Raw genomic sequence first — 22,561 nt, forward strand, 5'->3', positions numbered from 1 at the left:
GAATATTCCGAATGGTAATCGTCCACCCAGTCGGGCGGACATGATCGCATCACTGTCCCGCCAGCACACCATTCATACGCTCGTCCACCTCCCGCTTCGTCACTGCCCAAGCGGGAACGGTATCGAGCAGCCGCTGTTGCCACGCCACAAGGTTCGGGAATTCCGAGAACGGCACCTTCGTGCGTGCTGACTGCGAAAAAGGCGCCGCAATGTCTATGTCGGCGAGCGTAAGGCGCTCGCCAATGATGAATTGCCGCTCCGCCAGGTGAGCGTCGAGCACGGCGGCGGCGGCCCGAATCTTGGCGAAGGCCAATCGAACGATGCTCTCATCTTCGGGCTGGCCCATGAAACGCTTCCCGATTCGTTCATCAAACGTGAGCGTACCGAATATCCTCCATTGCTCCCCCGACCAGAACATCCACTGCAAGATTTGGTAGCGCTCAGCAGGAGTGGTGCCGAGCAACTCTGAGCCGACCGTTTCGGCAAGGTAAATGTTGATCGCCGACGCCTCGTAAAGAACAACATCGCCGTCCACCATCACCGGCGTCAGCCCATGAGGATTGAGCTTTAGAAATTCCGGCGTATGACTCTCGCCCTTGAAAAGGTCGATGTACACGCGCTCGATGTCTATGCCCATGATCGCGGCTGCCGACGTGACGCGACGCAGGCTCCCTGATCCGGGATCGCCGTAAATCTTGATTGCCATAACCCTTCCTTTTTCAGTTCACGCCCCCTATCGGGCCACGAAAGGACTATATACATTCCAAGATCGAATGAGATTGACAAAATCCTAATACCACTTATTCTTACCGAGAATCGATAAGACGTCGTGCTCGATCGCCCGCGGTTTGGATTTGTAGCGACTCATGGTTGAGCTGGCGAAGCGTCAGCCGGGAAGCCGGTGCTTTTTTGCGAGTTGAAAGTAGTGGACAAATTAGACGCAATGCGGATGTTCGTTCGCGTTGTCGAAAGCGGGAGCTTTTCGCAGGCGGCACGTGATTTAAACGTCAGCCAGCCGACAGTCAGCAAGCAGGTCGCTTCGCTCGAAGCACGGCTCGGGACACAACTTCTTGCGAGAAATTCCCGCGCTCTTGCTGTGACGCCCGCGGGACAAGACTATGACGAGGCCGTATCCCGTATTCTTCACGATCTCGATTTTGCCGAAGAGACGGTCCTTGAGGGGCAGTCTGCCCCGTCAGGGCTCGTTCGCGTGACCGTGTCACCGGCCTTCGGGCGAATGTTCGTTATCCCACGGCTATCGGACTTTAGAAATCGTTTCCCGGGCGTCACAATCGAAATGGAAGTCTCGGGGCGGCACGTTGACCTTATAGAAGAACGCATAGACGTCGCAATCCGCATCGGCCGGCTTTCGGACTCAACACTCGTCGCCACGCGCATTGGCGACATGCGGATGATAACCATAGCCTCCGCCGGCTATCTTGCCCGACACGGCACGCCACAGACACTAGACGAACTCCTCACCCACCAGCGTATCGGCTACGTCTATCAAGGGGAGGTCGTCGGATGGGGTTTCGATGTGGACGGCCGCCAAGTCACCGTCGATGGTGCGGGGGCATTCCGCACCAACGACGCCGAACATGTCCGCAGTGCGGTTCTTGCGGGCCTCGGTATCGCCCACCATGCGAGTTGGTTGTTCACGGAGGAGTTGGCCTCCGGCGAGGTTGTACAAATTTTGGATAAGTATATGCCACTGCCTTTTCCGATTAACGCTGTTACCGTTGCTGGGCGACGTATGCCCTCCCGAGTGCGGCACTTCATCGATCTCCTCGCCGCGATCTGCGCTGAGGAGCCGGAATTGAGGACAACCGACGGTTAGCAGTTCATGGAGAACGCGGCTCAGCTCGCCTCCGACTTTGCGCGCACCGGGTCGAAACGAGACGCGACCTGCGAGCCTCTGCAACTCTAGCGGCCTCGCGTCGTCGCCTCGATTCCGCCGCGATCATGGAGAATCGCGGCAAGATCCTGTCCGACGATGCTCCGGTTGACCCGCATGTGAATCTCCTCTGCATTGCCGCGCAATTCGTCATTTCAGGTGCCGTCTCACGCGGGTCGGCGGGGGTGTAGCCTACCCGCCCGACGCGCGCTCAACCCGGTGCGATAGCTCAATGCCGCGCCGCTCGCAGATTTGCGTGATATGCGCCGCTGAATCCTGGATGAACGACACCGCAGCGGCACAACCAAAGGACTGCTGCAGATAACTGGGATAGCCGTATTGGGTTCGCTCATATTCCTCCCAGTCACACACCTCGCCCGAAGCTATCCTTGCCTCGTAGCTGTCGACCATCGCAAAATGGACTTCCAGCTCGGTGGCGTCCAGATCCGGGTGCCCCGCGCGCCAGACAGGATCGTCGATTTGAATGCACTGGCGCGGATTGGCTTCGCGCCGCTTGTCATCGGTCGACTGGGCGACTTCGAGCGACAGATTTAGCCCCCGGATTGGCATCGGCCAGGATCGGAATGATCGTCTCGAAATCGACGATTCCTTCTCCGCAACGACGCGTCTGGAAATCGAGGCCGCCCGGCGCGCGCGCGACGTACGCATCCTTGATATGAGTCTGACGCACATGGGGTGCCAGGCGCCGCGCGGCGAACACCGGGTGCTCGCCGCGTTGCAGCACATTGGCGGTATCGAACACCACCCCGGTGCAATCGGCGCCTACGCGCTCGATCAGCCGCAAGATTTCGAACGAAGTAATTTCGTCGTGGGTCTCGATGTTCAGGTGGGTCCCATTCGCGCGCGCGGCCGGGGCAAGCTTGTGCAGCACCTTCTCGATCGCGAGCAGTTGCTCGTCCCAGGTCACGTCGGTCCGAAATCGATCGACTGCCAGACGACCTCGAAAAGCTGGCTTGAAGTTGCCCGGCGAGACCCACAGCTCGTGACAGCCGATCGCCGCGCTAGCCTCGATCATGCGAACGCAGCCGGCAATGATGTCGCCATGCCCAATGGCACGCAGTTCCGGCGCTTCGGCGCTGCAGTAGGGATTGATCTTGCCGATCCCAGCCTCGATATACAGACCAAGTGCGTCAGCCTTCGCGCGAATCTCCCACAGCAGGGCAGCGACATGCCCAGACCTGCCCCGGGCGGGCCACGTCACCGGCCCGAATTCCTCCAACCCGTTCAATCTCTTGTCGTCCTGCCGACTCTGCCTCTTGATAACCGGGACATAGTTCCAGCCATAGCGCCGATCGGCAATTTTTGCCCATTCTTTTTCAGTGGTTGAGCATGTACTGCAATTCCGTTGCGTTCGCGGCTCGAGTTGACAAGGGAGTCGATTTGCAGATCGGTAACGTACTTGCCGAGAGCGGTTTCACTCTATTGCCTAAAATCAGCGATCTAGAGGACATCAACGGAAGAGGTCGGAATAGCCCGAACGGCCCTTATGGCGGAAGGCAGCCAGAGTCGAACTGACCCGGGAGTGTCTGACACCCCCAACCGGGTTTGAAGCCCGGCCGTACCACCGGATACGAATGCCTTCCGCGGAGAAAAGAAAAGAACCCGCGCAACCCACCGGCGCGACGCACCGGCCGACCGCCGCCTATGCGTGACTACCGGCCCACCCGCTGTCCGTACGCAGGAAGTGAAGATCGCGGTGGAAGCGAGTATACCCAACGCGATCGAAGAACTCGAGAATCTGGATCGCACGCTTACGGCCGAGCCCCGTCGCGTCGCGAAACGTCGCCGCATCGACGGCGCCGCCGCACGAATCCACGAGATGCGCGACGAGCCGCGCAAGTTCGCGCAATACGTCCGCGTGATAGAACAGATCGCGCACGACCTGATGCACGTCGCCGCGCCGCGCGAGCTTGCGCAACAGCGTGCGCACGTTGTCCTCCGCCACACCGGTATCGCGCGCCATGTCGCGCACCCACGGCGGATCGAAACGGCCCGCATGCAGCAGCGGCAACAACTGCTGCGCCAGCACTTCGTCGCGCGTGTCGAGATTGACCGTATGCGACGGTAGATGCAGCCACGGCCCGCTACGCGCGAGCTCGCCGCCGTCGACGAGCGCATCGACGAGCGCGCGCCACAGCGTATCGCCGGCAAGCGGCACGGCCATCCGTCGCAGCCGCCCCGCATCGAGGCCCTGCTCGTCCGGCATGCGTTCGTGATATGCGCGCAGCGTGTCGATCGCACGCGCCTGCAGTGCGCGCCAGTGCGCGCGCGAGATCACCGTGCCGTCGTTCGACGCGCGGTCGCGCTGGCCGACCGACAGCGCGTCGTCGGGCAGCGGCAGCACGTCCGGCGCAAAACCGGTCAGATGCGTGAGCGTCGCGCGCGCGATGCCGAGCGGCGCCTGCGCGAGCAGCGGCTCGAGCCGCCGCGCGTCGAGCCACGCGGCGAGCGCATCGAGCCACGCAAGGCGCGCCGGCGTGCGACGCTTGCGCGCGGGCCCGAACGGATCGAGCACGCGGCCGCCGCCGACGGTACGCGTCGCCTGCGCATTACGCACGATGAAGCGGTCGCCGGGCAGCGCAAACACCGGCTCGTCGAATACGAGCTGCACGCGCATGCGCTGGCCGGCGGCCAGCGTGTCGCCGTCGAGCAGCGCGACGTGCGCCACACGATGCAGCGTGCCGAGATGCACGTGCAGCGGCGACCAGTGCGTGAGCGTCAGGCCGGCATCGTCGACGAGCGTCAGTTCGACGTCGACGCGCGGCGACGTCGCAGCCAGCCGCGCGTCCGCGACGGTATCGCCGCGTTCGATGTCGGCCTTGTCGATGCCGGCGAGATTCAGCGCGCAACGCTCGCCCGCGCAACCGGCGTCGACAGGCCGGTTCTGCGCATGGATGCTGCGCACGCGCACATCGCGCGCAGTGCGCGCGATCGCGAGCGTGTCGCCATTTTTCACGCAGCCCGCGAAGGCCGTGCCCGTCACGACGGTACCCTGCCCGGCCAGCGTAAACACGCGGTCGACAGCAAGCCTGAACAGCCCGTCGTCGCGGCGTGCGCGCCAGGCAAGCGCGGCGTCCGCGAGGTGCCGCTTCAGCGCGGCGACGCCCGGATCGTCGGCGACGGTCGCACGCGTCTCGAAGATCGGCGCACCGGCCAGCGTCGAATCGCGCAGCCAGCCGTCGATCTCGTCGCGCACCTGCGCGATGCGTGCGGCTTCGACGCGATCGCACTTCGTCAGCGCGACCGCGCCATGCGCGACGCCGAGCAACTGCAGAATGGCGACGTGTTCGCGCGTCTGCGGCATCACGCCGTCGTCGGCGGCAATCACGAGCAACGCGAAATCGATTCCGCACGCGCCGGCGGCCATCGTATGAATCAGCTTCTCGTGGCCCGGCACGTCGATCAGGCCGAGCACGTCGCCGTTCTCGAGCGGCGTATACGCATAGCCGAGCTCGATCGAAATGCCGCGTGCCTTCTCTTCCTTCAGACGATCGGTGTCGACGCCGGTGAGCGCGCGCACGAGCGTCGTCTTGCCGTGGTCGATGTGTCCTGCGGTGCCGACGATCATGCAGCGGGCTCCGCAATTCGCGCGCATTGCGCGACGAACGCCGCTTCGTCCGCGGCTTCGAGGCAGCGCAGATCGAGCCGCAGCGCGTTGTCGGCGACGCGGCCGATCACCGGGCGCGGCCATTCGCGCAACCGCTTCTCGAGCTGCGCGAGCGCGCGGCCGCTGCGCTTGCCGTCTGCCGTGCGCACGACGAGCCCGGCGCTCGGCAACTGATCGACGGGCAGCGCGCCGCTGCCGATCTGGCTGAACATCGGCTCCACGTCCACCGCGTAGCCGGCGCCGAGCGCGGCCTGCAAGGCCGGGCGCACGCGCTCGGCCGCGTCGGCGATGTCGCGCTGCGCGCGCGTGAGCAACCGCAGCGTCGTCAGCCGTTCCTGCAGAAACTCGGGCGCCTGATAAAGCCGCAGCACGGGTTCGAGCGCGGCCAAGGTCAGCTTGCCGACGCGCAGCGCGCGCTTGAGCGGATGCTTGCGGAGTTTGTCGATCAGCGCACGGTCGCCGACGATCAGACCGGCCTGCGGGCCACCAAGCAGCTTGTCGCCGCTGAACGTGACGAGATTCGCGCCGGCCGCGACGGTTTCCTGCACGGTCGTCTCGTGCGGCAGCCCCCACTGCGCGAGATCGGCGAGCATGCCGCTGCCGAGATCGACCGCGACCGGCAGCCCGTGTGCGCGCGCGAGCGGCGCCAGTTCGGCGAGCGTGGTTTCCTTCGTGAAGCCGGTGACCGCGTAGTTGCTGCAATGCACCTTCATCAGCAGCGCGGTGCGCGGCCCGATCGCGCCCGCATAGTCGTGCAGATGCGTGCGGTTCGTCGTACCGACCTCACGCAGCTTCGCGCCGGCGCGGCTCATGATGTCCGGAATGCGGAACGCGCCGCCGATCTCGACGAGCTCGCCGCGCGACACGACGACTTCGCGCTTCGGCGCGAGCGCCGCGAGCGTCAGCAGCACGGCGGCCGCATTGTTGTTGACGACGGTGGCCGCCTCCGCGCCGGTCAGCTCGCGCAGCAGCGCGTCGACGATGTCGTCGCGATCGCCGCGGCGCCCGCTCGCGAGATCGAACTCGAGCGTCACGGGCTGCGTCAGCGCTTCGACCACCGCGCGCACCGCTTCGTCCGGCAGCAGCGCGCGCCCGAGGTTCGTGTGCAGCACGGTGCCGGTCAGGTTGAACACGGTGCGCAACGCATGCGCGCTCTGTGCGGCGAGCGTCTGCGCGACGGCCGCCGCGATGCGCGCCTCGTCGAGCGGTTCGGCGGCGGCCGGATCACGCTGGGCGGCGCTGCGCCAACGTCCGAGCTCGGCACGTACCGCGTTCAGCACGCGCGTGCGGCCGTAGTCGGCGAGCAGCGGCTGCAGCGGCGCAGACGACAGCACGCGCTCGACCGACGGCACGCGCGCGAGCACCGCATTCAATTCGTTCAGACCGGAATCGGACACGTGACGGAGCTTCCTTGTCGACAAAGAGACGCGCATCGGCGCACGCGCGAATCGGCCGCGCATGCGCGAACGCGCGCCGGGGCCCGGCGCTTCGCGACGGACGACCGCAGCGCAGACACCGCGCCGTGCTGCCGGCCGATCAATCGGCCTCCCGGGACAGATCGGGCCACAGCAGCGGATTGGGCGAACTGCGGCGATAGCCGGCGTCGCTCATCAGCAGGTCGAGCGTGAGGCTCGCGAGATCGTCGGCCAGCGGTTCGAACTCGTAGTCCTTTTCCTGATAGCCGATTTTCCGATAGGTCTTGCACTCGTCGCACGACTCGGCCTTCAGCGCGTCGCTGCCGCCTTCGACGCCGTGATACGCGATGCCCTTCGTCGAATCGCAGTTCGAGCATTTGGTGCGCACCATGTGCCACTCGGTCGCGCACAGTCCGCACTGCAGGAAACGGTAGCCCTGGACCTGTCCGCCTACGCGGATCACGCTCGCGACGGGGTGCGTGCCGCACACCGGACACAGCCCCGGCTGGTCGAGATACGGCACGTCGGCGGCCGCGACGCGGCTCGCGACGTCGGTCCACACGACCTGCAGCGCCGCCATCAGGAACGGTGCGGTGGCCGGATCGACTTCCGCGAAGCGCAGCGCGAGCACCGCGTCGGCTTGCGCATCGAGTTCCGCCGGCGACATCAGCCGCAGCCGGTCGAGCAGCTTCGCGAGCGACGGGTTCACGAGCCCCGCGCCCTCGACGCGGTCGAGCAGTTCGTACAGCACCGCGCGCCATCGCGGATCGCGCTCGACACCGAGCGCCGGCACGATCGGCATCGAATGCTGCTGCGCGCGCGCGATCGCGTCGGACGTCGGCAGCGGCGCGTGCTGCGATTGCAGCATCGCGTGCTGCGCGTCGGCGACCGTCGCCATCAGGCGCAGATAACCGGCGATCGGGTTCAGATCGGCGAGCTTGCGCAGCCGCGTCGCGCGCGCGGAAAACACGGCGTTGCGCTCCGGCAGCCGGAAACGCGGGATCGCGGAATGATCGAGGGCCGAGATCTCGGTCGGTTCGAGAATACGTTGTGTCACGAAAGTGTCTTCCAAAAAAACAAGCGCCGACGCATCGGCGCTTTCGGGCGATTCCGGCCGCTGACGGAGCGGCGCTGCCGAAACGACCGGCGCACCACCCCGTTCCCCAGCGCTACTTCACGCTTTCACGGAACCATTTCGGGTGGTGCTTGCGCGCCCAGCCCAGCGTGACGGTGCCGCGCACCATCGCGCCGATCGAGCCCTTCACCCACAGTGCCGCATAAATGTGCACGATGATGCTCGCGATCAGCACGAATGCCGCCACCGCATGCACGACGGCCGCCGCACGGATCACCCCGATCGGGAAGTAGAACGAGAAGTAGCGCCGCCAGATCACGATCCCGGACAGCAGGAGCAGCAGCAGGCACGCCACCAGCGTGAAGAATAGCAGCTTCTGGCCGGCGTTATAGCGGCCGACGGGCGGCAGCCGGTCCTCGCGGTTCGCGACGACGTCGTCGATCTGCCGGATCCATTGCCGGTCGTCCGCGTCGAGCAGATTGTGGTGCCAGAACCGCACGACGAGCAGCGCGAACGACACGAACATCACGAGGCCGACGAACGGATGCAGGATCCGCGTCCATTGGCCGCCACCGAACAGCGCGGTCAGCCAGAACATCGACGGATGAAACAGCGCGAGCCCGGACAGCGCGAGCAGCACGAACGTGATCGCGGTGATCCAGTGATTCGTGCGCTCGTTCGCCGTATAGCGGACGATCAGGTTCGGGTCGTCGTGCTTCATTTCGCGTCCTCCTTGATGCGTCGCGCCTCGTCGCGGGCGGCGGCTTCCTCTTCGTCGGTCACCTCGTTCGGGCCGACGCGCACGTAGTGGAAGAAGCCGGCCAGCGCGGTCAGCGCGAGGCCCGCGACCGCCAGCGGCTTCGCGATGCCCTTCCACAGCCGCACCATCGGGCTGATCGACGGATTGTCGGGCAGCCCGTGATACAGCGACGGTTTGTCCGCATGGTGCAGCACGTACATCACGTGCGTGCCCCCGACGCCCTGCGGGTCGTACAGCCCCGCATGCTCGAAGCCGCGCTCCTTCAGGTCCTCGATCCGCTCGGCTGCGTGCTGCTTCATGTCCTCCTTCGTGCCGAACACGATCGCGCCGGTCGGGCAGGTCTTCACGCAGGCCGGCTCCTGGCCGACGGCGACGCGGTCCGAACAGAGCGTGCACTTGTAGGCGCGATGATCCTTCTTCGAGATCCGCGGCACGTTGAACGGGCAGCCGGTCACGCAGTAGCCGCAGCCGATGCAGTTCTCCTCGTGGAAATCGACGATCCCGTTGTTGTACTGCACGATCGCGCCCGGCGACGGGCACGCCTTCAGACAGCCCGGATCCTCGCAGTGCATGCAGCCGTCCTTGCGGATCAGCCATTCGAGGTCGCCTTGCGGGTTCTCGTATTCGGAGAACCGCATGACCGTCCACGAATGCTCGGTGAGGTCGGCCGGATTGTCGTACACGCCGACGTTGGTGCCGATTTCGTCGCGCAGGTCGTTCCACTCCATGCATGCCGTCTGGCATGCCTTGCAGCCGATGCACTTCGATACGTCGATCAGTTTCGCGACGCTTCCGGTCACCGGTTCGCGCGCCGTGGGCGGCGGCGTCGTGGTGGCCGATACGCGCTTGATGTCCAGCGATTGCAATGCCATCTCGTCCCCCTTACGCCTTTTCGACCTTCACCAGAAACGACTTGAATTCCGGTGTGTACGAGTTGCCGTCACCCACGGACGGAGTCAGCGTATTGGCGAGATAGCCGGGCTTCGCCAGCCCCTTGAAGCCCCAGTGCAGCGGCACGCCGACCGTCTGGACCTTCTTGCCGTCGACGGTCAGCGGCTTGATCCGCTTCGTGACGAGCGCCACCGCGACGATGTAGCCGCGCTTGGACGACACCTTCACGCGATCGCCGTGCGCGACGCCGACTTCCTTCGCGAGGTCTTCGCCGATCTCGACGAATTGCTCGGGCTGGATGATCGAATTCAGCCGCGCGTGCTTGGTCCAGTAGTGGAAATGCTCGGTCAGCCGGTAGGTCGTCGCGACGTACGGGAAATCCGCCACCTTGCCGAACGAAGCGCGATCGTCCGCGAACACGCGGGCGGCCGGGTTGTTCAGCGCCTGCGGGTTGTCCGGATGCAGCGGATTCGCGGACAGCGGCGTCTCGAACGGCTCGTAGTGCTCGGGGAACGGGCCTTCGTTCATCTGCGCGCGCGCGAAGAAGCGCGCCACGCCTTCCGGGTTCATGATGAACGGCCCCATCCCGTTTTCGGGCGGCTCGTCGGCCTTGAAATCGGGCACGTCCGCGCCGGTCCATGCCGTGCCGTTCCACGCGACGAGCTTGCGGGTCGGATCGAACGGCTTGCCGGCCAGGTCGGCCGACGCGCGGTTGTACAGGATCCGCCGGTTCGCGGGCCATGCCCAGGCCCAGTTCAGCGTCTGGCCGATGCCGGTCGGATCCGAGTTGTCGCGCCGCGCCATCTGGTTGCCGGCCTGCGTCCACGCGCCGCAGAAAATCCAGCAGCCGCTCGCGGTCGTGCCGTCGTCCTTCAGCTGCGCGAACGCGGCAAGCTGCTCGCCCTTCTTCACGAGCACCTTCGACGGATCCTTCGGATCGGGCAGATCGGCGAGCGCGCGGCCGTTGAACTCCTTCGCGAGCTCTTCGGGCGTCGGGCTTTCCGGATCCGCGTACGGCCACGAGAGGTTCACGATCGGATCCGGATACTTGCCGCCGTCGGTGCGGTACATCTGGCGCAGCCGCACGAACAGCCCGGCCATGATCTCGAGATCGCTACGCGCCTCGCCCGGCGGCTCGGCGCCCTTCCAGTGCCACTGCAGCACGCGGCTCGAACTGACGAGCGAGCCGTTCTCCTCCGCGAAGCAGGTGGTCGGCAGCCGGAACACCTCGGTCTGGATCTTCGACGGATCGACGTCGTTGTAGTCGCCGTGCGGCTTCCAGAACTCCGACGTTTCGGTCGCGAGCGGATCCATGATGACGAGCCACTTCAGCTTCGCGAGTGCCTGCGCGGTCTTCACCTTCGCGGGCGCCGCCGCGAGCGGATTGAAGCCCTGGCAGATGTAGCCGTTCATCTTGCCGGCGTGCATCAGCTCGATCGTCTGCAGCAGGTCGTACTGCTTGTCGAGCTTCGGCAGGTAGTCGTACGCCCAGTTGTTCTCGGCGGTCGCCGCGTCGCCCCACCACGCCTTCATGAAGCTGACGTGGAACGCCTTGTAGTTCTTCCAGTAGCTGAGCTGGTTCGGGCGCAGCGGCTTTTGCGCGCGCTTGTCGATATACGCGTTGAAATCCTGCTCGCCCTGCATCGGCAGCGTCATGTAGCCGGGCAGCAGGTTCGACATCAGCCCGAGGTCGGTCAGCCCCTGGATGTTCGAGTGCCCGCGCAGCGCGTTCATCCCGCCGCCGGCGATGCCGATGTTGCCGAGCAGCAGCTGTACCATCGCGCCCGTGCGGATGATCTGCGCGCCGATCGAGTGATGGGTCCAGCCGAGCGCGTACAGCACGGTCGCCGCGCGGCCGGGCACGGCCGTCGTCGCCAGCATCTCGCACACCTTCAGGAACTTGTCCTTCGGCGTGCCGCAGACCTGTTCGACCACTTCCGGCGTATAGCGCGCGTAGTGCTGCTTCAGCAGGTTGTAGACGCAGCGCGGATGCTGCAGCGTCGGGTCGACCTTCACGAACCCGTCGTCGCCGCGCTCGTAATCCCAGCTCGACTTGTCCGGATACGCGTGCTTGTCCGCATCGTAGCCGGAATAGAGACCGTCGTTGAACGCGAAGTCCTCGCGCACGATGAACGTGAAGTCCGTGTAGTGCTTCACGTACTCATGCTGGATCTTGTCGTTCGTCAGCAAATAGTTGATCACGCCGCCCAGGAACGCGATGTCGGTCCCGGTACGGATCGGCGCGTAGTAGTCGGCCACCGAGGCCGTACGCGTAAAGCGCGGGTCGACGACGATCAGCCGCGCCTTGCGGTGCGCCTTCGCTTCCGTCACCCATTTGAAACCGCACGGATGGGCCTCGGCTGCATTGCCGCCCATCACGAGAATCAGATCCGCGTTCTTGATGTCGACCCAATGGTTCGTCATCGCTCCACGGCCAAACGTCGGGGCAAGACCTGCCACCGTCGGGCCATGTCAGACACGCGCCTGATTGTCGAATGCGAGCATCCCGAGGCTGCGGACAGCCTTGTGCGTCAGATAGCCGACTTCGTTGCTGCCCGCGGACGCGGCCAGCATGCCGGTCGTGAGCCAGCGGTTGACCTTGGCGCCGTCTTCGGTCGTCTCGACGAAGTTCGCGTCGCGGTCGGCCTTCATCAGCTTCGCGATCCGGTCGAGCGCGTCGCTCCACGAGATGCGCTCCCACTTGTCCGAGCCGGGCGCGCGGTATTCCGGGTGCGTCAGGCGGTTCGGGCTGTGGATGAAGTCGATCAGGCTCGCGCCCTTCGGGCACAGCGTGCCGCGATTGACCGGATGATCGGGGTCGCCCTCGATGTGGATGATGCTCGACTGCGCGTTCTTCGCGCCGTCGCCCAGGCCGTACATCAGGATGCCGCAACCGACTGAACAGTAAGGACAGGTGTTGCGCGTTTCGACTGTGCGCGCCAGCTTGTACTGTCGGACTTCGGCAAGCGCTTCGGACGGAGAAAAGCCCATCAGGGCCAGGCTCGATCCGGCAAGCGACGTTGCCGTCACCTTCAGGAACTGGCGCCGGGACATATGTAGCATGGTGGTCTCGGCGTTATTGTGGGGTAGGAAGCTCAAAGCAATTATAGACACTTCGCAAACTTCGCAACTATGTACGGCTCTTCGGATCAATACTTGAATCCCGATCAATGCGATTGCGACGCACCGGCGGGGCGCCGGACGTCGCCACGACCATCATGAAACGACCGATCACTTCCGAGGCCACGCGGCTCGCGCAGCGTCAGGCGAACTGGGCACTGACCGCGTTCAAGCGCTTTTCGTCCGACCGCTGCTCGTCGATGGCCGCCGGCATCGCGTTCTTCTCCGCGTTCTCGCTCGCGCCGACGCTCGTGATGGTGATCGCGGTGGCCGGCTGGTTCTACGGCGACGAGGCCGCGCGCGGCCAGGTGTTCGAGCAGGCGCATCAACTGATCGGCGACGACGCGGCGGCCAGCATCCAGACCATCGTGCAGAACGCCCACCGTGCCGGCGAGCGCGGCGGCATCGCGACGCTGATCTCGTTCGCGGCGCTCGCGATCGGCGCGTCGGCGACGTTCGCGTCGCTGAACACGGCGCTGAACGTGATCTGGCCGGCGACCGAAAGCCGCTGGTCGAGCGTACTCGGGCTCGTACGCGTGCGGCTCGTGTCGTTCGGGCTCGTGCTCGGCGTCGCGTTCCTGCTGATCGTGTCGCTCGTGCTCGACACGGCGATCACGTTCATCGGCACCTGGCTGCTCGGCGATTCGCCTTACGTCGTGGTCACGAACGTGCTGCAGCTCGTCGTCGGCGTCGCGGTGCTCGCGGGCGCGTTCTCCGCGCTGCTGAAATTCCTGCCCGACGCGCACGTCGCATGGCGTGACGCCGCGGTCGGCGGAATCGTGTCGGCGATCCTGTTCTCCGGCGGCAAGAAGCTGTTCGCGCTCTATCTCGCGCGCGCGGGGACCGCCAGTGCGTTCGGTGCGGCGGGCTCGTTCGCGGTGCTGCTGATGTGGCTGTACTTCTCCGCGCTCGTGCTGCTGCTCGGCGCGGAATTCTCGGCTGCGCGCGGCGAGGCATATCGGCGCACGGATGCGACGGCGCGCGATGCGGCGGCGCCCGACGCGACCGCGCGCGATGCGCGAGCCGCTCGCGCACCGGGCGAGCGCACGCGCGACGATTGACCGACGCTCCGGCGTAGCGGCCGGCATGCGATTACGCTAGTGACGCGCGGTCGTGCAAGCGCCGCGCTCCTCACGCAGATCTTCCCTTTCCTGCGATGCGTTTTTGTTCAGCCGATAGGCACGTCGCGCTGGCGCGGCACTTGCATGCGCAACGCTGCAATCGCAAACGTTTGCACACCCCGATTTCAGTGCGCGGTCCGGCCAAAACACGCGTCATGTTGTGGTGACCACCACCCTCCGCAACAATCGCAGCGCAGCAAATGTCAACTATTTCAAAAACAGGAACAGTTGGCGATGTGCTTGAAATATATGGACTTTTCGTTGGTGTGATCTTTTCGAGACACTTTATTTTTTAGTCTTTCTTGCCTGTATGGCACTGAGCTATTCTCCAATCCGCAACAAATAACGAATCACGAATCACTTGCGTGGAGATACTCAACGATGAAGAAACTCGCTCTCTCGACCCTCTCGCTCGCCCTGCTGGGCGCTGCCGGCGCCGCTCATGCTCAATCGAGCGTGACGCTGTACGGTGTGATCGATACGTCGATCGCCTGGGTGCACGGCAATAACGGTCAAGCCAACAATTCGTGGCAAATGCTGTCGGGCAACCTGCAAGGCAGCCGTTGGGGCCTGAAGGGTGCGGAAGACCTCGGCGGTGGCCTGAAGGCGATCTTCCAATTGGAAAACGGCTTCGATCCGGGTACCGGCCATCTCAACCAAGGCGGTCGCATGTTCGGCCGTCAAGCTTACGTCGGCCTCGAGAGCAAACAGTACGGTACGCTGACGCTCGGCCGTCAGTACGATCCGCTGGTTGATCTGGTTCAGGCAGTTACGGCCGACAACTACTTCGGCACCACGTTCGCCACGCCGGGCGACGTCGATAACAACGACAACAGCCTGCGCGTCAGCAACGCGATCAAGTACACGTCGCCGGTCTTCGCGGGTCTGCAGTTCGAAGCCATGTACGGCCTGAGCGGCATCGCCGGCCATCCGGGCCAAGGCCAGACGTGGGCAGCCGCTGCGGCATACAACAATGGCCCTATCGGCGTTGCGGCAGGCTACTTCTATGCGAACAATCCGTCGACGCTGAACCCGCTGACGGGGCGTCGTGACAGCTGGGGCTCGACGACGTCGGACAACATCGTCGACGGCCCGATCAACGCGGGTTACGTGACGGCGAAGTCGATCGGCATCGCGCAAGTGGCCGCACAATACGCAATCGGTCCGGTGACGATCGGCGCCGGCTACAGCAATGCACAGTACAAGCCGGATGCATTCTCGGCTTTCGGTTCGACGCAGAAGTACAACACGGGCCGCGGCTTCGTGACGTATCAAGTCACGCCGCCGCTGCTGCTGGGCCTCGGCTATTCGTACACGAAGGCGAGCGGCGACACGGACGCGAAGTACCACCAAGTTTCGCTCGGTGCGGACTACTCGCTGTCGAAGCGCACCGACGTCTATCTCGTGGGCGCGTACCAGCACGCAAGCGGTACGCAGCGCGTCGATGCAACAACGACGCAAGCAGCCCAAGCGTCGATCGGCTCGTACGGCTTCGCCGGCAAGAGCTCGCAGGAAGTGGTCGCTCTCGGCCTGCGCCACAAGTTCTAAAAACGACGTATCCGGCGTACAGCGCGTTTCGACGCGCTGCCGCCGAACTGAAAAGCCAGTCATCGGCTTCGGCCGCGACTGGCTTTTTTTCGTCCACCGGGCGGCTCGTGCGTCGATTCCGCTGCCCGCGTGCGCCGGCACGACGCTCGGGCGTCGATCGCACTGTCGGGCCAGCCGATACGGTGCGAAGATGGCTCGCTGCGGCATGTCGATTTCGACGGTCGCCGACCGTCGTTCCAATGGAGGCGCGCCGTTTGCGTCGCCCCCAACCTGACAAGGAGATTCGCGATGACGATTCAGAAGATCACGCCGTTCCTCTGGTACTCGACCGAAGCGGAAGAAGCCGCGGCGTTCTACGCATCGATTTTCCCCGACTCGCGCGTCGTGCGCGTCACCGCAGTGCAAGGTACCAGCGGCACGCGGATGGTCGAGTTCGAGCTGTTCGGGCAGCCGTTCATCGCGATGAGCCACGAGCGGACCGAGTCGTTCAATCACGCGATTTCGCTGATGGTGAGCTGCGCGGATCAGGCCGAGCTCGACCGCTACTGGCACGCGCTGCTCGACAACGGCGGCGCCGCCGACGCCTGCGGATGGCTGCGCGACCGCTACGGCGTGTCGTGGCAGATCGTGCCGGCCGAACTGATTCCGATGATGGCCGATCGCGATCCCGTGAAGGCCGGGCGCGTCGCGAGCGCGATGATGCAGATGATCAAGTTCGACGTCGCCGCGCTGAAGGCGGCCTATGCCGGCACGCCCGCGTAACGTACGGCACGCGGCGGCCGACGCGCGATACGCGGTTGCGACTGCGGTCGCGGCTGCGGCTGCGGCTGCGATTACGGCACCCGCGGCGCAATAAAAATCCCCGCGCGCTTTCGCGGGCGGGGATCTCGTCGGACAGTGCGACGGCGGCCGGCCGCAGCCGGCTGCCGTCGCGCGGCATTACGCCGCTGCGTCCTTCAGCTTCTTCAGCGCACGTGCCTTCACGCGCACCGTAGCCGGCTTGGCCGGGAACCAGCGCTCTTCGCCGGTGAACGGATCCTTGCCGAAGCGCTTCTTCTTCGCCGGCACGGCTTGCGCCGTAATCTTCAGCAGACCCGGCAGCGTGAACTCGCCCGCGCCCTTCTTGTGGATCGAGCCCAGCACGACGTTCTCGAGTGCGGCGAGCACTGCCTTCACTGCCTTCACTTCCACGGCCGCGCGCTCAGCGATGTGCGCTGCGAGCGACGCCTTCGTGAACTTGTCCTTCAGCGGCGTCGGAGCGGCGGGCGCCTTCGCGACGGCCTTCTTGGCCACTACTTTCTTCGCGGGCGCTGCTTTTTTGGCAGCCACTTTCTTGGCCGGTGCGGCAGCCTTCTTGGCCACCTTTTTTGCGGAAGTCGCCATGTTTCTCCTACCAGGTGTGGTCGTTGGATACACGAAGCACGCGACGCGCGCGCTTCAACGCCGGATTCTACAAGCGCCTCGACGCTTCGTGCAGTACTTTTATGCGTTTTCGCGGGGTTTCCCGCAGGTTTTGTTGCGCGCCGCCGACTCCGACGACGCGCGAACGCAGCAAAACACCTATACGTATGCGTCCGTACGCGAATTACGTTCGATATTTGCGCGCCTATACTGACCTCGCTCAACGCCCGGATGTCTTCATGCGCGAAGTCAGATACGTCAAAGGACTCGACGGCCTGCGAGCCATCGCCGTCATCCTCGTTTTCCTGTCCCACAAAGGCCACGTGCTCGCCGTCGACGTCGGCAAGCTCGGCGTGTGGACGTTTTTCCTCATCAGCGGATACCTGATCGTCGGCGAGCTGCATCGCAACCGGCAGGCGGTCGAGCGCGCCGCGATGACGCGCCGGCATGCGCTGGCGCTGTTCCTCGCCAAACGCGCGCTGCGCATCTTTCCCGTCTACTACCTGCTGCTCGCCGCGCTCGCCATCGCGCACGCGCTGTTCTATCAGCGCGACGTAAATCTCGGGCTCGCGTGGCACGCGGCGTTCCTGTCGAATTACTGGATCGGCGTCGTGAAGGACGGCTGGCCCGGCTCGACGTCGCACTTCTGGAGTCTCGCAGTCGAGCAGCAGTTCTATCTGATCGCGCCGCTCGTGCTGCTCGCGGTGCCGGCCGCGCGACACGTCGCGCTCGGCATCGCGGCCATTGCGCTCTGCGCGGCCGCGCATGTCGCGCTGTATCTGTTCGACGCGTCGCCGGTGCTGATCTACGCGTTTTCCCCGTGGAATTTCGCGTTGATCGCGCTCGGCGGCGTCGGCGCGATGATGCTCGCCGACCGCGGCACACGCGACGCGCCGCGCATCGCGCCCGGTTGGCTCGGCGCGGCCGGCGTCGTGTTCTTCCTCGCGCTGCCCGCATGCGCGACGCTGTCCGACGGCGTCGCGGCGCTCGCGGATCTCGGTCTGTCGGCGTCGCTCGGCGCGCTGCTGCTGTGGATCGTCACGCGCCCCGATCATCCGGTCGTCGCGCTGCTCGACTGCGCGCCGCTCGCATATCTCGGCACGATCAGCTACGGCTTCTATCTCTTCCACAACCTGATTCCGGCACGCATCGGCGTGATGCCCGCGCTCTACGCGCACCTGCACGTGCCGCAAGCCGTGCGGACGGTGTTGCCCGAAATGCTGCAGTTCGCGCTCGCGACGCTGCTCGCGCATCTGTCGTGGCGCTACCTCGAGAAACGGCTGCTCGAATTCAAGAAGCCGATCGCGGCGCACCTCGCGCGCCGCTTCGTCGTGCCGGCCGGGACGTCCGCGCGCTGACGGCGTCGGTACGTACACGGCGACGTGCTGCAACGCGGTTCGCGGTTCGCGGTGCGCCGTTCGCCGTTCGCCGTTCGCCGTTCGGCGTTCGGCGTGAGCCGTTGCACCGCTACTCCGCTATTCCACTATTCCGCTGCCCCCGTACACCGGCGCAGCATTCAAGCTCGACCGCTGCACCGACCTGCCACCGCACCCGCCGCACACCCCGCACACGCAAAAAAGCCCCGGACGCCAAAGCGGCCGGGGCCAACGGAACAACCACCACCTGAAACGGCAGCGCTGCGCGGAGACTTATGCGACGGCAGCCAGCGCGGGCAGACAGGTACGCAGATACGCTTCGAATTCGCGGCTGACTTCCGGATGCTGAAGCGCAAGCTCGACCGTCGCCTTCAGATAGCCGAGCTTGCTGCCGCAGTCGAAACGCGTGCCGTAGTAGCGATACGCCAGCACCTGCTCGTTCGCGAGCAGCGACTGGACGGCGTCCGTGAGCTGCAGCTCGCCGCCAGCGCCCGGCTTCAGCCGCCGCAGGTGGTCGAAGATCGTCGGCATGAACACATAACGGCCCACCACGCCGAGGTTCGACGGCGCATCTTCGGGCGCCGGCTTCTCGATGATGCCGGACAGCTTGATCACGTCCTCTTCCCACTCGCGGCCTTCGATCACGCCGTACGAGCGGCTGTCCTCGCGCGCGATCGTCTCCACGCCGATCACCGAGCTGTGATAGTGATCGAATACGTCGACGAGCTGCTTGAGCACGGGCTGCTCGCCGTGCAGCAGATCGTCCGCGAGAATCACCGCGAACGGCTCGCCGTGCACGAGCTTCTCGGCGCACAGCACGGCATGCCCGAGCCCGAGCGCTTCCGGCTGGCGCACGTAGAAGCAGTCGACATGGCTCGGCTTGATGCTGCGCACGAGCTCCAGCAGCTTTTCCTTGCCGCGCGCCTCGAGCTCGGCCTCGATCTCGTACGACTTGTCGAAATGATCCTCGATCGCGCGCTTGCTGCGGCCCGTCACGAAGATCATCTCGGTAATGCCGGCGTTGATCGCCTCCTCGACCGCATACTGGATCAGCGGCTTGTCGACGACGGGCAGCATCTCTTTCGGGCTCGCCTTCGTTGCCGGAAGGAACCGCGTGCCGAGACCGGCGACGGGAAACACGGCCTTGTTGACTTTCAACATGTTCGTATCCTGATTGCATTGATTGCGCCGCGTCGCTCCGCGACCCGGCGCGATTGTTTTCAGAACGGCATATCGGGAATCGCCGCTACTGCCCATTCCCTGCCATTCGCTTTCGATATGGACCGGTTGCCCATGATTTCCGGTAAATCGATCGCCATTTGAAGCGGTCGATATTGCCGAATCGATTGCCGAAGCAGAAACAAATTACCGATCGGCCGGATACAAATGGTTACGATTCGAATTCCTCGATAAGCGGCACGCCGCCGCGTTCGAGGCCCGGCCGAATCGGTTCGTTCTTCAGCGCCTCGCGGTACGCCGACAGCACGGCCATCACCAGCAGTACGCCGGCGCTCGCGATCCAATGCATGTCCATCTTGCGCTCCTTGCATCAATCAACTGGAGCTTCAAACTATCAGAAAAAAATCGGTAAATAATTTACCCGGCACCGGCCGCGCCTTTCAAGTCCCTGTAAATCCACATGCTGAAATAACGCGATTTTCGATCGCGATTTTTTTATTCATTGATCGAATTCTTGCGGATTACGATTGGATCGTCCCTTCATCCGTCGCAAGGAACCGAATCGCATGCAAGCTTTCAGCGGATCGTCTTTCGCCGCCCCACCCGTCGCCGATCGCAAGGAGCACGTGATCGACGCCATGCGCGGCTTCGCGGCGCTGCTCGTCGCATATTTCCACTGCCGGCAGGTCGTGTGGGTCGGCATGCAGAGCTTCCATCGCGCTTACGGTCACGCGGTCGACCCGAGCGTGATCGTCGGCTATCTGACCTTCCCGTTCGCGTGGGGCTCGGCCGGTGTGCCGATCTTCTTCGTGATCAGCGGCTACTGCATCCATCGCAACGCGGCGCTGAAGCTCGCAGCCGATCCCGGCTACCGGCTCGACGTGCCGAACTTCTGGGCGCGGCGCTTCGCGCGCATCTATCCGGTGTTGCTCGCCGCGCTGCTACTGACGCTCGCGCTCGACGCGATCAGCCTGCAGATCCAGCCGGTCAGCCACAAGATCCGCGACATCGGCGTCGCGGCGTTCCTCGTGAACCTGTTCTCGCTGCAAGGCGTCGCGGGCTACACGTACGGGTCGAACGGCGCGCTGTGGACGCTGTCGCTCGAAGTGCAGTTCTATGCGATCTATCCGCTGCTGTTCGCGGTGCGCCGGCGCGTCGGCATGCCGGCGGTCGTCGCGGCCGTCGCGCTCGTCAACGTCGTGTCCGCATGGCTGCTCGAACGGCACGACCTGCAGTTCTTCACGTCGTACTGGCTGTCGTGGACGATCGGTGCCTGGATCGCAGACGTGCGCGCGAAACCGGCGCGCGGCGCGGCCGCCGTGCCGTCGCGCGGCTGGTACGGCACGGCCGCGCTGCTGCTCGCGGCCGGCTGCGGCGCGTTCCATTTCGGGCAGTACGGCGCGTTCCAGCTGTGGGCGGCCGGCTTCGCGTGCTTCCTGTACCGCGCGCTCGCGTGCCCGCCGCGGCCGACGCTGCCGCTGCGCGTGCTCGGCTGGTTCGGCGATTTCAGCTACTCGCTGTACCTGATCCATCTGCCGCTGTTCGTCTGCCTCGGCTCGGTGCTGTTCCGCTCGCAATTGCAGTTGTCGATCTGGCCGTCGTTCGGCTTCATCGCCGTCGCGATTCCGGTCGCGTATCTGTTCTACCTGCTGTTCGAACGGCCGGCGATGCGCTGGTCGGCAAGCCTGAAGCCGACGCGCACCGCACGCGTCGTCGCCGCGGCGCCCGAACGCGCCGCCTGAACACACCGGCGCGCCGCGCATCGGCGCGCACGTTTCCCGCACCCCGCGTCGCATGCAACGGCGCGGGGTTTTTTATCGCCCGGTGCACGATGCACGAAGCACGACGCAACCGATCGCACCCCCGCGAGCCTCGCGAAAAGACAACGCCCTCACACCGCGCACGGCGGCGTGAGGGCGCATATCGATCGACGCGGACGGCGCGCGCGGCCGCGCACCGCTTACTGACGTTTCGCTTTCGCAGCGCGCGCGGTATCCGCGAGAATCTTCTCGACGCGCTCGACATACGTGCGCGTGCCGAATCGCCGCAGTGCGGTCGCGCGACCGCTCGCGACGAGTCGTGTGCGCAGCGCGGCGTCGGACTGCAGCGCGACGAGCGCGTCCGCGAGCGCCGTCGCGTCGCCCGGCTCGCAGAGCAGGCCGTTGTCGCCGTGCTCGACGATCTCGACGACGCCGCCCGCACGCGCCGCGACGACCGGCCGGCGCGCGAGCATCCCCTCGACGATCACGCGGCCGAACGGCTCGGGCGTGATCGACGTATGCGCGACGACGTCGACGGCCTTCATGCAGGCGGCGACATCGCGCTGGAAGCCGAGGAAATGCACGCGGCCGTCCATCCCGTGCCGCGCGACGGTTTCATGCAACTGCGCCGCATATTCGTCCTCGCCGAACAGCGGTGCGCCGACGAGCACGACGTGCACGTCCGGCAGCCGCGCGGCCGCTTCGAGCAGCACGTGCTGCCCTTTCCAGCGCGCGAGGCGGCTGAACGAGCCGACCAGCCAGGCGTCGGCCGGCAACCCGAATCGCGCGCGCAGCGCGGCCTGGCTCACGTTGTCGAGCGCATCGAACGGCTCCGCGGCAATCCCGTTGAACACGACGTCGACGTGCTGCGGCGTGAACCCGGTCAGCGCGCGGAACGCCTGCGCCGACGCATCCGAGTTCGCGATCACGCGCGTGACGCCGAGCCGAGCGCAATGCTTGATCGCGAGCAGCTGCTTGCCGCCGAAATGATCGGCGCTGACGATGTCGCGCAAATGCCAGACGACCGGCTTGCGCGCGAGCCGCCCGGCGAGCGCGGCGACCACCATCGCGCGCTGCGTGTTCGCATAGATGACTTCGGCACGGCGCGCGCGGTGTGCGACGTCGCGCACGAGCCGCCACAGTTGCGCGAGCGCGCCGAGCGACACACCGCCCTGCTTGCGCACGCCCGCGAGCGCGCCCTGCTCGACCACGTCGACGCGCGCACCGATTTCCTCGAGCGCCGCGCGAAACGGACCGTCGTCGAACAGCAGCACGTCCGCGTTCGCGCGCATGTGCTTCATGATTTCCAGCAGCGACAGCTCCGCGCCGCCGAGCACGCCGCTCTGGTCGAGCACGAGCGTCGCCGGCCCGCGCGGGACCGGCGCCGCGGCCG

19 protein-coding genes and 1 tRNA gene are annotated in these 22,561 nt (G+C 65.3%); 6 read left to right on the forward strand and 14 right to left on the reverse strand.

What is annotated here, in order from left to right; genetic code table 11:
- Positions 1-49: 49 nt before the first annotated feature.
- Positions 50-706 (reverse strand): glutathione S-transferase family protein, encoded by a 657-nt coding sequence (locus HMPREF3115_RS20125; protein ID WP_053298783.1) that lies wholly within the window; start codon positions 704-706, stop codon positions 50-52.
- Positions 707-925: 219 nt separating this feature from the next.
- On the opposite strand from HMPREF3115_RS20125, the gene HMPREF3115_RS20130 reads away from it, so the two are divergent.
- The gene (locus tag HMPREF3115_RS20130; protein ID WP_070555755.1) at positions 926-1,837 is read left to right on the forward strand and encodes a LysR family transcriptional regulator; all 912 of its coding nucleotides are present in this window, start codon (positions 926-928) and stop codon (positions 1,835-1,837) included.
- Between the two features lie 249 nt (positions 1,838-2,086).
- Here HMPREF3115_RS20130 and HMPREF3115_RS32620 read toward each other — a convergent pair whose 3' ends face one another.
- From HMPREF3115_RS32620 to fdnG, 9 genes are all read right to left on the reverse strand, one after another.
- Positions 2,087-2,464 (reverse strand): hypothetical protein, encoded by a 378-nt coding sequence (locus HMPREF3115_RS32620; RefSeq protein WP_070555743.1) that lies wholly within the window; start codon positions 2,462-2,464, stop codon positions 2,087-2,089.
- Positions 2,412-3,143 (reverse strand): sugar phosphate isomerase/epimerase family protein, encoded by a 732-nt coding sequence (locus tag HMPREF3115_RS31985; RefSeq protein ID WP_223852659.1) that lies wholly within the window; start codon positions 3,141-3,143, stop codon positions 2,412-2,414. Before HMPREF3115_RS31985 ends, HMPREF3115_RS32620 begins: the two co-directional genes overlap by 53 nt.
- Positions 3,144-3,402: 259 nt before the next feature.
- Positions 3,403-3,498: transfer RNA gene (locus tag HMPREF3115_RS20145), tRNA-Sec, on the reverse strand.
- Between the two features lie 59 nt (positions 3,499-3,557).
- Positions 3,558-5,483, reverse strand: a complete 1,926-nt coding sequence (selB, locus tag HMPREF3115_RS20150; RefSeq protein ID WP_070555745.1) for a selenocysteine-specific translation elongation factor — start codon at positions 5,481-5,483, stop codon at positions 3,558-3,560.
- Positions 5,480-6,919, reverse strand: coding sequence for an L-seryl-tRNA(Sec) selenium transferase (gene selA, locus HMPREF3115_RS20155; RefSeq protein ID WP_070555756.1), 1,440 nt, complete (start codon positions 6,917-6,919; stop codon positions 5,480-5,482). Before selA ends, selB begins: the two co-directional genes overlap by 4 nt.
- A 139-nt stretch (positions 6,920-7,058) precedes the next feature.
- Complete coding sequence (fdhE, locus tag HMPREF3115_RS20160; RefSeq protein WP_175403832.1) at positions 7,059-7,994, reverse strand: formate dehydrogenase accessory protein FdhE; 936 nt, start codon at positions 7,992-7,994, stop codon at positions 7,059-7,061.
- Positions 7,995-8,106: 112 nt separating this feature from the next.
- Positions 8,107-8,733 carry a formate dehydrogenase subunit gamma gene (locus tag HMPREF3115_RS20165; protein WP_006399622.1) on the reverse strand — a complete coding sequence of 209 codons (627 nt, stop codon included), beginning with the start codon at positions 8,731-8,733 and terminating at the stop codon, positions 8,107-8,109.
- On the reverse strand, positions 8,730-9,644 hold the full coding sequence (fdxH, locus tag HMPREF3115_RS20170) for a formate dehydrogenase subunit beta (RefSeq protein ID WP_006415373.1): 915 nt from the start codon (positions 9,642-9,644) through the stop codon (positions 8,730-8,732). Before fdxH ends, HMPREF3115_RS20165 begins: the two co-directional genes overlap by 4 nt.
- Before the next feature lie 10 nt (positions 9,645-9,654).
- Positions 9,655-12,726, reverse strand: a complete 3,072-nt coding sequence (gene fdnG / locus HMPREF3115_RS20175) for a formate dehydrogenase-N subunit alpha (protein WP_083302257.1) — start codon at positions 12,724-12,726, stop codon at positions 9,655-9,657.
- Positions 12,727-12,833: 107 nt separating this feature from the next.
- Between fdnG and HMPREF3115_RS20185 the strand changes: the two genes are divergently transcribed.
- The 3 genes from HMPREF3115_RS20185 to HMPREF3115_RS20195 all read left to right on the forward strand — a co-directional run bounded on the left by HMPREF3115_RS20185 (position 12,834) and on the right by HMPREF3115_RS20195 (position 16,214).
- Positions 12,834-13,844 carry a YihY/virulence factor BrkB family protein gene (locus HMPREF3115_RS20185; RefSeq protein WP_006403995.1) on the forward strand — a complete coding sequence of 337 codons (1,011 nt, stop codon included), beginning with the start codon at positions 12,834-12,836 and terminating at the stop codon, positions 13,842-13,844.
- A gap of 441 nt (positions 13,845-14,285) precedes the next feature.
- Positions 14,286-15,452: a porin gene (locus HMPREF3115_RS20190; protein WP_059936379.1), complete on the forward strand. Its 1,167-nt coding sequence runs from the start codon at positions 14,286-14,288 to the stop codon at positions 15,450-15,452.
- A gap of 288 nt (positions 15,453-15,740) precedes the next feature.
- Positions 15,741-16,214 (forward strand): VOC family protein, encoded by a 474-nt coding sequence (locus HMPREF3115_RS20195; protein WP_006399615.1) that lies wholly within the window; start codon positions 15,741-15,743, stop codon positions 16,212-16,214.
- Positions 16,215-16,391: 177 nt separating this feature from the next.
- Here HMPREF3115_RS20195 and HMPREF3115_RS20200 read toward each other — a convergent pair whose 3' ends face one another.
- Positions 16,392-16,835, reverse strand: a complete 444-nt coding sequence (locus tag HMPREF3115_RS20200) for an HU family DNA-binding protein (protein ID WP_006399614.1) — start codon at positions 16,833-16,835, stop codon at positions 16,392-16,394.
- A gap of 257 nt (positions 16,836-17,092) precedes the next feature.
- Between HMPREF3115_RS20200 and HMPREF3115_RS20205 the strand changes: the two genes are divergently transcribed.
- Positions 17,093-18,211: an acyltransferase family protein gene (locus HMPREF3115_RS20205; RefSeq protein ID WP_070555750.1), complete on the forward strand. Its 1,119-nt coding sequence runs from the start codon at positions 17,093-17,095 to the stop codon at positions 18,209-18,211.
- Positions 18,212-18,502: 291 nt separating this feature from the next.
- Here the strand turns inward: HMPREF3115_RS20205 and galU are convergent, their stop codons facing one another.
- Entirely contained in the window at positions 18,503-19,390 is an 888-nt protein-coding gene (galU, locus tag HMPREF3115_RS20210) for a UTP--glucose-1-phosphate uridylyltransferase GalU (protein ID WP_006399611.1), read from the reverse strand.
- Positions 19,391-19,619: 229 nt separating this feature from the next.
- A complete protein-coding gene (locus HMPREF3115_RS31670) occupies positions 19,620-19,763 on the reverse strand; it encodes a hypothetical protein (RefSeq protein ID WP_006399609.1) in 144 nt (47 codons plus the stop codon).
- Between the two features lie 211 nt (positions 19,764-19,974).
- On the opposite strand from HMPREF3115_RS31670, the gene HMPREF3115_RS20215 reads away from it, so the two are divergent.
- Entirely contained in the window at positions 19,975-21,150 is a 1,176-nt protein-coding gene (locus HMPREF3115_RS20215) for an acyltransferase family protein (protein WP_070555757.1), read from the forward strand.
- A 218-nt stretch (positions 21,151-21,368) separates the two neighbouring features.
- On the opposite strand, the gene HMPREF3115_RS20220 is transcribed toward HMPREF3115_RS20215, so the two are convergent.
- The coding region (locus HMPREF3115_RS20220; RefSeq protein ID WP_141751708.1) for a glycosyltransferase family 4 protein at positions 21,369-22,561 on the reverse strand (1,193 nt) is incomplete at its 5' end.

The sequence above is a fragment of the Burkholderia sp. HMSC10F09 genome (genome assembly GCF_001806955.1).
Classification (GTDB): Bacteria; Pseudomonadota; Gammaproteobacteria; order Burkholderiales; family Burkholderiaceae; genus Burkholderia; species Burkholderia multivorans.

Excerpts from the sequence above, each read along its gene's own strand:
- HMPREF3115_RS20125 (WP_053298783.1), bottom strand. The coding sequence starts at position 706 with ATGGCAATCAAGATTTACGGCGATCCCGGATCAGGGAGCCTGCGTCGC.
- HMPREF3115_RS32620 (WP_070555743.1), bottom strand. The coding sequence starts at position 2,464 with ATGCCAATCCGGGGGCTAAATCTGTCGCTCGAAGTCGCCCAGTCGACC.
- selB (WP_070555745.1), bottom strand. The coding sequence starts at position 5,483 with ATGATCGTCGGCACCGCAGGACACATCGACCACGGCAAGACGACGCTC.
- HMPREF3115_RS20165 (WP_006399622.1), bottom strand. The coding sequence starts at position 8,733 with ATGAAGCACGACGACCCGAACCTGATCGTCCGCTATACGGCGAACGAG.
- fdxH (WP_006415373.1), bottom strand. The coding sequence starts at position 9,644 with ATGGCATTGCAATCGCTGGACATCAAGCGCGTATCGGCCACCACGACG.
- HMPREF3115_RS20185 (WP_006403995.1), top strand. The coding sequence starts at position 12,834 with ATGCGATTGCGACGCACCGGCGGGGCGCCGGACGTCGCCACGACCATC.
- HMPREF3115_RS20190 (WP_059936379.1), top strand. The coding sequence starts at position 14,286 with ATGAAGAAACTCGCTCTCTCGACCCTCTCGCTCGCCCTGCTGGGCGCT.
- HMPREF3115_RS20195 (WP_006399615.1), top strand. The coding sequence starts at position 15,741 with ATGACGATTCAGAAGATCACGCCGTTCCTCTGGTACTCGACCGAAGCG.
- HMPREF3115_RS20200 (WP_006399614.1), bottom strand. The coding sequence starts at position 16,835 with ATGGCGACTTCCGCAAAAAAGGTGGCCAAGAAGGCTGCCGCACCGGCC.
- HMPREF3115_RS20205 (WP_070555750.1), top strand. The coding sequence starts at position 17,093 with ATGCGCGAAGTCAGATACGTCAAAGGACTCGACGGCCTGCGAGCCATC.
- galU (WP_006399611.1), bottom strand. The coding sequence starts at position 19,390 with ATGTTGAAAGTCAACAAGGCCGTGTTTCCCGTCGCCGGTCTCGGCACG.
- HMPREF3115_RS31670 (WP_006399609.1), bottom strand. The coding sequence starts at position 19,763 with ATGGACATGCATTGGATCGCGAGCGCCGGCGTACTGCTGGTGATGGCC.
- HMPREF3115_RS20215 (WP_070555757.1), top strand. The coding sequence starts at position 19,975 with ATGCAAGCTTTCAGCGGATCGTCTTTCGCCGCCCCACCCGTCGCCGAT.